The sequence below is a fragment of the Athalassotoga sp. genome, assembly GCF_049965695.1.
In the GTDB taxonomy this organism is placed as follows: Bacteria; Thermotogota; Thermotogae; order Mesoaciditogales; family Mesoaciditogaceae; genus Athalassotoga.
In genome coordinates this window covers 50002-58981 of record NZ_JBMFWB010000013.1, presented here as the reverse complement: position 1 = coordinate 58981, position 8980 = coordinate 50002, and the positions used below count along the sequence as shown (strand labels likewise).

The window sequence follows — 8980 nt, the reverse complement described above, 5'->3', positions numbered from 1 at the left end:
CTATTTATTGCTTTACGGCACTCCACGTGCCATTTAGTTGGCCTCCGGAATATGTTATCGTAAAATTGCCACCCATGTGAGTTGAATCACTTATTGTACCTGTAAAAGAAATGATTGCTCCAGAAGATGAGTATGAAAATTGAACGTTGTTGCCATTAACAGTTCCAGTGAAAGTGAAACCATCGCCACTGTCATAAACCGTGATTGCATTTCCATTTTGATTTATCGTCATGGTTAAATTAGTCGGAGTTTGACCTTGATATGAAACTGTCACCAGCCATGTGCCTGTTAGATTATAAGGCTGAAGTAAAAAGCAGCCTGAAAGTACGACAATGAGTAATACAAAAGCCCCCAAAAGCGTAAATACTTTCTTCATTTTAATACCCCCCATTTTAAATTTTGATCATAAGAATTATACACTTTTTTCCAAAAATCAAAAACAGTATAATTGGTAAAAAATATACTTGATCAACTTTAACGTCCTTTTAAGCAAGAATTCTCCCACTTCTATAAGTGGGGGAGCATGTCACATATGAAATATCATCGCTCCGGCATTTGGTTTTTAAAGCAAATTAAGTATATATGGTTTCTTCGAACTTTTGTAATGGCAAAAAGTCTAATGATCGATTGAAACGGCCGAGGCGATCGAAATGAAGAAAGGAATTGTAATTTCAATTATCTTTTTGAATTTGATTTTTGCTTTTTCAGGTTACGCTTTTGCATCCGCATCGACGGTGCTTAGTGGAACGTGGCAATTCAGTTTGTATGGGTACACCAACGGGTCAACGACGACTGTGCTTGATCAGAGTTTCAATCTTTCTCAAATGCAAAATGGCAACTTCTTCACCGGTAATTTTGTCGGAACAAGTAAAGATGACAAAGTACAATTTTTGTATGTCAACATTGCCAACGGTGGCCTTTTATACTGGCAGGGTCCAAATCAACAACCGCCTTATTTTTATGTCAATTTTCCGTTTTCCAGCGGGACCATTATTTCTCTTGCGGGGAATGCGATTGGTCCTGATCGTATGCAAGGTTCATGGATTGGCATATTCAACGGTCAGGAAGAAAGCGGTGTATGGCATGCGGTAAGGCTGACACATGAACAGGTAGTCCAGCAAACCTTATGGAATTTGGGAGGATTTGCGCTAATAGTTTTGGCACTGGTGTTAATAAAATTTCTCTTTTGATTCATGAACTTTTCTCTAATTTTATCCTGTAGACGTAATAAAAGACTGCCAATCTTGCCAAAAATGTTATAAAAAAGATTATCCTGTAATCGTTGAACGTTAATCCTATGAAATTAAAATGCACTTCTGCAAGGACTATAACGAAAAGTCCTGAAATTATGTTTCCTATAAAAGAGGCGAAATTCACAAGACTCGAATAAAGCGATAACGCCTCGGTCTTTCCGAAATTCGGAACAACGTTAAGCAACGTGTTGAACGACATCAAGCCTAATCCAGCGTTTGCGACTATTCCTATGATTATCTGAAATGGCAGCATGTAAATTAGAGATGGCAGTGCCAATGCCCAACCTAACATCAGAAAAGCACGGAAAAAAGCCACAATTTTGAGCATTTTGAAAGGACCATATCTGTCCCCAAGACGTCCCCAAACTGGTTGCGCAAATGCGGCCGCGAGGCTTGAAGCAACGGTGATAAGTCCAAGTATCGCATAACTGTAATGAAAGTCATCTATCATCATGACCGTTGGATAAGGTCCGGAAATTGTACCCGCAAAAGTCATCAAAATGTAGGCGATAAGAAATTTTCTGTAATCGCCTTTTAATTTCAGAACTTCAATTAAAACATGGGGATTTAACATGTTACCGGTTGGGGCAGGATCTTCGTCTTGAATTTTTAGCGCGTAAACATCAAGTGCTCCAAAGACAGAACCTATGGCGAACATCGTGAAAAAAGCCCAGAACCCGCCTCCGAGTATGTCAAGCACATATCCGGCTGCCAGAGTTGCCGGTACAGAAACAAGTCCTGTTATGAGATTTCTCAAACCGAAATATCTTCCTCTAACACGCTGATCTACAAGATCGCTCATCCATGCCTGCCACGCGGGGCCTGCGGACGATACCGCAATTTCAAAGAAAAAAAAGATGAAAAGTGCTATCCACACTTTCATGCCGGTGTTTATCAAAACCACGAGGGCCAGCGTAAGAAAGGTTGGTCTCGCAAGAATTGCGACGAGCAAGATAAATCTTTTTTTGCTTGTGAAGGTGCGTGCTAACATCAAAGAAAACGGCTGAATCACACTTGCAAGAGGTATAAGTGCGCCATATATCGACATTATAAACGGAGTTGCTCCAAGCCAAAGGAAGAATCCTACAAGATAAGAGTTACCGCTAAATCCCCCTGTAAAAGCGCCCCAGACTGTGGCAAAACTACCTTCAATTATCGAAATCTTTCGTGCATGTGCCTTTTGCGATTCGCTTAGCATATTTATCTCAGAAAAACGAGAAAATACCTCCTTAGTTGATACTTCAAATTTGAAATTGATAAAATATATACCAAACAAAATTCAAACTTTCAAGTCATCGCTTCGGCAAAGGTACCCCTAATGGCAGGTAGCGTGTGGCTCGTGGCATGTAGAATTGGCAATTTTCAATTGACAATTGTCAATTTAACAGACTGCTCACTCTTCACTACTCACCGATCACCATTTTAAGGCATCCTGCCCTTCGCTTACAGTAAATAAGCATTCGGCTTTTAAAGTGAATTCAGTATACCTAAAAGATTATAAAACTTTTCAATGGGATATACAAATTTTATGTTGAACTGTAAAATTGCGTTTTATGAAATTCGTAATGTGTTGTAAAGGTTCTTGACATATCTTAAAGATTGATTTATAATTAAAGCGCTTTCGCAAAGCAATTTAGACAAATTGAAAGGGGGGTTTTTTAAGTGAAGAGGTTTTTGTCGTTAGTTTTGGTGGGGATAGTTGTTGTGGGCATATTGGCTTTTGCGGGAGGGACTGCCAATTATGCGTTGTTGTCGGACGTAACAAGTTTGAATATCTGGTCCATGTTAGGACCGAACGCAACTGCGTGGAATTTTTATCCAACAATGGGTAAATACGGAGGCTTGTACGGCATGTCGGATCTAACCTATCAGGTCGTACCGTCTTTAGCCGATGGTTTCTGGTCGCCACTTGAGCAGGTAACCGAAGATGGAACGACGATGTACGTTACAACCGTGAAACTTCTAAAAGGTGTGACATGGTCAGATGGAACACCTTTCACCGCGGATGATGTGGTTTTCTCCTACGAAGTGCCATTTAAATTGCAAATGCCCGGAAACTGGATGTCAAACATTCCTCCAGATCTTTTCGTCAAAGTTGTTAAAGTTGATGACTACACGGTTAAATTCTACATAACGCACCCGAGCGGCAATTTCATATATTCTGTCTTGATGAGTGCAATTGTTCAGAAGAAGTTCTGGGATCCGGTTTATCAGGAAGCCCTCAAACAAAAGGATCCAGCCCAGTACATGATGTCTTACGATAAGAATCTCCTAAGTGAGCCATCGATAGGCGCGTTCACGGTTTCTCAGTGGCAAAAGGGTGCATATCTGCTTGATAAAGCCATTCCAAATTACACCTTCAAAGGTCAGCAGGAGATAGAGTACGCAAATGGTGCGGTTCAGTATGTAATTCCATCTTTGAATCAAAACAACACCTACTATGGCACTGCCGAAGGTACTGTGAACAACAAATTTGTGACAGGGCCTTACGTTGATTCCATAATTTACAGGATATATCAAAACCAGACTGCAGCCGTTTCAGCCCTGTTAAAAGGAGAGGTTGATTACATACTCAATCCAAATGGACTTCAAAAAGGGTTTGTCCAGCAACTTCAAACAAATCCAAATGTAAAAATTGTCAGCAACCCATCTTTGGGTTTCCAGTACATAGCCTTCAACATGAGAAGATATCCCATGAACAACAAAGCATTTAGAGTGTCCATTGCATATTTAATAGACAGAGATCTGCTTGCAAACAAAATCCTCGGTGGAAACACCAATCCACTTTCATCGCTTGTACCTCCAGGCAATGAGTTCTGGTACGATCCGGATCTGAAGGCATACGGTGAAGGAATGACGACTATAGAAAGATATCAGGCAGCGATAAAAACACTCAAAGATGCCGGATTTTCATGGCTTATTGAGCCAAAGATACAAAATGGTCAACTTGTGCAGCGCGGTCAGGGGCTCATAGGTCCCGATGGAAAACTCGTAAAGCAGATAACGATGATGGCTCCATCCGCCGGATACGATCCGATAAGATCGACAACGGCTTTGTGGGTAGAGAAATGGGCCAACGATATAGGCATACCGCTTTATGCCGATCTGACGAGTTTCAACAACATAGTCGATGCCGTCTTCGATCAAAATTTCAACTTTGATATGTACATTTTAGGTTGGGGTATAACCATATATCCTGATTACATATACGAATTCTTCTCCTCAGATCAGAATGTGCCAGGTGGATTCAATTCACCCGGATACAACAACCCTGATTTTGAGAAAGTTGCAAAAGCATTTTTGGATGCGACGGATATGAATATTGCGCGTCAGTATGCATTTAAAGCCGAAGAATATCTTAACGCCGATGTGCCATACATAGTGCTTTATGCTCCTCAGGTTATCGAGGGATATAGGGCAGACAAACTTTCTTTTGCCTACACTAAATGTCTTGACGGAATTCAATCTGGATATTCTGGATACGGCGAGCCTACTTACGTACAGGTCATTCAATAATTTGATTGAATTAAGCCGGGTCTATCGGCCCGGCTTTCATCTTTAAAATTGGAAGGTGAGATGATGCTGAAGTACATCGGAAACAGAATTTTGCAAATAGCCATATTGCTTGTGATTTACGTGGCTATAGTTTTTTTTATGCTTCACGCTATGCCTGGCGGAATAAAGACGTTACTCATTTCCAATCCAAAACTCACACCTCAGGCTCAGGAATCCATAATAAGGGCTTTCGGTCTTAACCAACCTCTTTGGCTTCAGTTTGTCGATTACATGAAAAACGTATTCACTTTAAACCTGGGGATCTCTTTTTCATATTATCCGACCCCAGTGTGGAATATTATCGCCGAGAGATTGCCAAGAACCGTTTTGCTCTTCACTGTGGCCACTTTGATAGCCTTCTTTGTGGGGTTTGCCTCTGGAAAGTCCCTTGCATGGAATCGCGGAAAAACAACAGAATACGTTTCGACTGTTGTTGGAATAATAACTTACACGATTTTCACTCCATTGCTTATATTTGTAATGATCTGGTTTTTTGGATCCTTCCTCGGCATCTTTCCGCTGAATCAATTTCTCAACCCGGACCTCTGGATTCACACACGCCTAAATGCTCAGGTTATCTTTCTATACATACTCATGACCATGCTCATAATAGGCGCCGTGATGTTTGTATCTTACATCATGGCATTGAGATTTTCTCATAAGGTTATGACACGAAGACTTATTTTTTACCTTTCAAGTGTGATATCCGTGATATTTTCAATTTTTTTCTGGTGGGTTAGTCCTGTTGGCATATACGCGGCCGATATTCTCTGGCACATGGTACTTCCGGTCATGACCGTGACTATAATATCTTACGCCGGAAATATGCTTGTCATGAGAGATTCAATGCTTGAAACGATAAAGGAAGATTTCATAACAACTGCGCGTGCCAAAGGCTTGCCTGATAAAGTTGTACGGGACAAGCATGCGGCAAGGACTGCCATGCTTCCTGTCGTGACCAACTTCGTGCTTTCACTTGGTTTCGTGGTCAGTGGTGGCGTCATAACCGAAAGCCTCTTTTCATGGCCGGGAATGGGTATGACTTTACTTGATTCGACACTTGCAAAAGATTATCCATTGGCTGCTGGAGCATTGATATTCACGGGCATTTTCGTGCTTATAGCACATTTGGTAGTTGATATAGTTTACGCATTTCTCGATCCGAGAATAAGGTATTGAGGTGATGATGATGGCAGATAACGCAAATATGACCGTTGAACCGGTAGAAGCAAAGTTGGAATCTCCGATTTCGATAAGAATGAAATTGATGTGGAGAGCCTTCAAAGAAAACTGGAAGATCTTCTCTCAATCCAAAATAGGCATGATAGGTCTTTACATAGTCGTAATTTTTGCGGTGGCAGGGTTCATAGTTTATCCTATACTTGCAGATACCGTTTGGAAAACTACAAGTCTTAACGCGATGGTTTCTTACAATCCTGTAACCGGTTACGATTTCTTGCAAAACAATCCTGCACCTCCATCGTGGGCACATTTGCTTGGTACTGATCCGCTCGGAAGGGATGTGCTTGCGCAATTGCTTTACTCAACGCCAAGGGAGTTCATGCTTGGCATAGTTGCGGCTTTGATAACGGTTGTGATAGGCACTTTGATAGGTACGGTTGCGGCTTATTTTGGAGGTGCACTTGACACTTTCTTCATGAGACTTGCAGATATTGTACTTTTGTTTCCGTTTATACCATTTTTGATAGTCATAAGTGGAATGATGGAGGTAGACCTGCTTACGCTTGCCCTGATAATAGGGTTGCTTTCCGGTTTTGGCGGCATAACGATAGTTTTAAGGTCGCAGGGTCTTATCATAAAATCAAGGCCTTTCATAGAATCCGCAAAGGTATCCGGTGCAAGCGATGCTTACATAATAGTCAATCACATAATTCCAAACGTCATGCCTTTGTCCTTCCTTTACATGATGTTCAACGTCACAGGTGCCATTTTTTCTGAGGCCGTGCTTTCTTTCTTCGGACTTTTGAACATAAAGATGTCATGGGGTCTGATGATATATACGGCCGATACGGCCGGCTACATAATAGGTAGCAACATCTGGAATTACTGGTGGCTTTGGTTGCCTTCCGGCGCTTCCATAACGTTGCTGTGCGGTGCGTTTTATTTTATAGGCCGTGGCCTTGACGAAGTTGTCAATCCAAGACTTAGAAAGAGGTGAAAAAATGAGGCCTATACTTGAACTTAGAAATTTAAAGATGTATTACGATACGCAGGCAGGGCAGGTTAAAGCCGCCGATGATGTTTCTTTTGTGCTTAACGAAGGAGAGTCAATTGGCCTTGTGGGAGAATCCGGCTGCGGCAAAACATCAGTTTCTATGTCTATAATGCGTTTGCTTCCCGAAAATGCAAAGATAATCTCGGGAAATATATTTTTTGACGGGAAAGATGTGGTAAAACTTTCAAATGATGAAATGAACAAGATAAGATGGGCAGGCATTGCGATGATCTTTCAGGCTGCCATGAACTCTTTAAATCCAGTCTACAGGGTTGGAGATCAGATAATAGAAGCCATAACGACCCATGAACCTAATGTCACATTCGAAGAGGCCCGCCAAAGAGTCGCAAGCCTTTACAAACTTGTCGGTCTTGATCCAGAAAGAATGGATAACTATCCCCACGAATATTCGGGTGGTATGAAACAAAGAGCCGTTATAGCCATGAGTTTGGCGTGCAACCCGAAACTCATAATTGCCGATGAACCCACAACAGCCCTTGATGTCATAGTTCAGGATACGATTTTGCGGGAACTCGAAAAGATACAAAGAAAATTGAACATGTCCATGATTTACATATCGCACGACATAGCCGTCATAGCGGAGGTTGCATCAAGAATAGCGATAATGTACGCGGGTAAAATAGTCGAAATGTCGGATTCTGTGACGGTTTTCAAAAGGCCTGCACATCCTTACACCGTGGGATTGATGTCCTCTTTTCCTTCCATAAGAGGTGAGAAAAAAGAACTTGTCACGATCCCGGGAGAGCCGCCGAATTTGCTCAATGCGCCGGATCATTGCAGATTTGCGCCAAGATGTCCGTTCGCAACTGATGAATGCTGGAAGAATATGCCCTCTTACGCGGAAATAGAATCAAACCATTTTGTTGCATGTTTTCATCCACAGAATCTCAAAAAGCGGGTGAGCGCGAATGTCTGATAACGAAGTTATAATGAAAGTTGAAAATTTGAACAAGTTTTTCCCGATGAAAAAAAGTGTCTTTGCACGGGCCAAACATTTTCTTCATGCCGTTGATGAAATAAATTTTGAAATAAGAAAAGGTAAAGTGCTTTCTCTCGTCGGTGAATCGGGATGTGGCAAAACCACAACCGGCAAAACGCTCCTTAAACTTTACGAACCTACAAATGGGAAAATTATCTTTCTCGGAAAAGATGTTACGCATCTTTTGAATGCCGATGACAAAAAATGGTTTCACAGCAAAACTCAGATGATCTTTCAAGATCCCTTTGAATCTTTAAATCCAAGAAAAACCATTTTCGATATAGTTGCGGAACCTATGAACATACAGAATTTCGGAACGCTCAGAAAGCGCGAGTTGATGGTTATGGAGATATTGAAAAGAGTCGGAATTTCTCCGCCGGATGCATTTTTATGGAGATATCCTCATGAATTAAGCGGCGGGCAAAGGCAAAGGGTTGCAATAGCGAGGGCGCTTGTCATGAAGCCGGAATTCGTGGTTGCCGATGAGCCAACTTCGATGTTGGATGTCTCGATAAGAACACAGGTTATGAAACTCATGATGGAACTCATAAAAGAGATGAACATGAGTTTTCTTTACATAACGCATGATCTTGCCGTTGCGCGGTATATGGCAGATGAGATAAGCGTTATGTATCTGGGGCGTATGGTTGAATATGCCGATTCGGAGGAATTGATAAACAATCCTTTTCATCCTTACACAAAAGCGCTGATATCGGCTGTGCCTGTTCCTGATCCCGAGTTTAAAAGAAAATCCGTTGAAATAAAAGGAGGAATAGGAAAGCCCATAGATCCGCTTCCAAGATGCAGATTTTACGACAGATGTCCATTTGCGATGGAGATATGCTCTCAAAAAGAACCAGAACTCATTGAAGTTGGGAAAAACCACAAAGTTGCTTGTTTTCTTTACACTCAGGAACGGCGGTGATAAGGTGCTGT

At 41.6% G+C, this 8980-nt stretch carries 8 protein-coding genes; 6 read left to right on the top strand and 2 right to left on the bottom strand.

Annotated features, from left to right (window positions below):
- Positions 1–4 precede the first annotated feature (4 nt).
- Entirely contained in the window at positions 5–376 is a 372-nt protein-coding gene (locus tag ACP5NR_RS05655) for a hypothetical protein (RefSeq protein ID WP_428006080.1), read from the bottom strand.
- Between the two features lie 274 nt (positions 377–650).
- Here ACP5NR_RS05655 and ACP5NR_RS05650 point away from each other — a divergent pair, with 274 nt between their 5' ends.
- The gene (locus ACP5NR_RS05650; protein ID WP_428006079.1) at positions 651–1190 is read left to right on the top strand and encodes a hypothetical protein; all 540 of its coding nucleotides are present in this window, start codon (positions 651–653) and stop codon (positions 1188–1190) included.
- Between the two features lies 1 nt (position 1191).
- Here the strand turns inward: ACP5NR_RS05650 and ACP5NR_RS05645 are convergent, their stop codons facing one another.
- Positions 1192–2451: an MFS transporter gene (locus ACP5NR_RS05645; RefSeq protein ID WP_428006078.1), complete on the bottom strand. Its 1260-nt coding sequence runs from the start codon at positions 2449–2451 to the stop codon at positions 1192–1194.
- Positions 2452–2915: 464 nt separating this feature from the next.
- Here ACP5NR_RS05645 and ACP5NR_RS05640 point away from each other — a divergent pair, with 464 nt between their 5' ends.
- The 5 genes from ACP5NR_RS05640 (at position 2916) to ACP5NR_RS05620 (ending at position 8969) form a co-directional block, all read left to right on the top strand.
- A complete protein-coding gene (locus tag ACP5NR_RS05640; RefSeq protein ID WP_428006077.1) occupies positions 2916–4769 on the top strand; it encodes an ABC transporter substrate-binding protein in 1854 nt (617 codons plus the stop codon).
- A 63-nt stretch (positions 4770–4832) separates the two neighbouring features.
- Positions 4833–5987 (top strand): ABC transporter permease, encoded by a 1155-nt coding sequence (locus ACP5NR_RS05635; RefSeq protein WP_428004718.1) that lies wholly within the window; start codon positions 4833–4835, stop codon positions 5985–5987.
- Between the two features lie 10 nt (positions 5988–5997).
- The gene (locus ACP5NR_RS05630) at positions 5998–6987 is read left to right on the top strand and encodes an ABC transporter permease (protein ID WP_428004719.1); all 990 of its coding nucleotides are present in this window, start codon (positions 5998–6000) and stop codon (positions 6985–6987) included.
- A 4-nt stretch (positions 6988–6991) separates the two neighbouring features.
- Positions 6992–7981 carry an ABC transporter ATP-binding protein gene (locus ACP5NR_RS05625; protein WP_428004720.1) on the top strand — a complete coding sequence of 330 codons (990 nt, stop codon included), beginning with the start codon at positions 6992–6994 and terminating at the stop codon, positions 7979–7981.
- Positions 7974–8969 carry an ABC transporter ATP-binding protein gene (locus ACP5NR_RS05620; protein ID WP_428006076.1) on the top strand — a complete coding sequence of 332 codons (996 nt, stop codon included), beginning with the start codon at positions 7974–7976 and terminating at the stop codon, positions 8967–8969. The genes ACP5NR_RS05625 and ACP5NR_RS05620 overlap by 8 nt, the downstream gene beginning before the upstream one ends.
- Positions 8970–8980 lie beyond the last annotated feature (11 nt).

What these genes read in the sequence shown, in the direction of transcription:
- ACP5NR_RS05655 (WP_428006080.1), bottom strand. Translation starts at nt 376, where the DNA reads ATGAAGAAAGTATTTACGCTTTTGGGGGCTTTTGTATTACTCATTGTC.
- ACP5NR_RS05650 (WP_428006079.1), top strand. Translation starts at nt 651, where the DNA reads ATGAAGAAAGGAATTGTAATTTCAATTATCTTTTTGAATTTGATTTTT.
- ACP5NR_RS05645 (WP_428006078.1), bottom strand. Translation starts at nt 2,451, where the DNA reads ATGCTAAGCGAATCGCAAAAGGCACATGCACGAAAGATTTCGATAATT.
- ACP5NR_RS05635 (WP_428004718.1), top strand. Translation starts at nt 4,833, where the DNA reads ATGCTGAAGTACATCGGAAACAGAATTTTGCAAATAGCCATATTGCTT.
- ACP5NR_RS05630 (WP_428004719.1), top strand. Translation starts at nt 5,998, where the DNA reads ATGGCAGATAACGCAAATATGACCGTTGAACCGGTAGAAGCAAAGTTG.
- ACP5NR_RS05625 (WP_428004720.1), top strand. Translation starts at nt 6,992, where the DNA reads ATGAGGCCTATACTTGAACTTAGAAATTTAAAGATGTATTACGATACG.
- ACP5NR_RS05620 (WP_428006076.1), top strand. Translation starts at nt 7,974, where the DNA reads ATGTCTGATAACGAAGTTATAATGAAAGTTGAAAATTTGAACAAGTTT.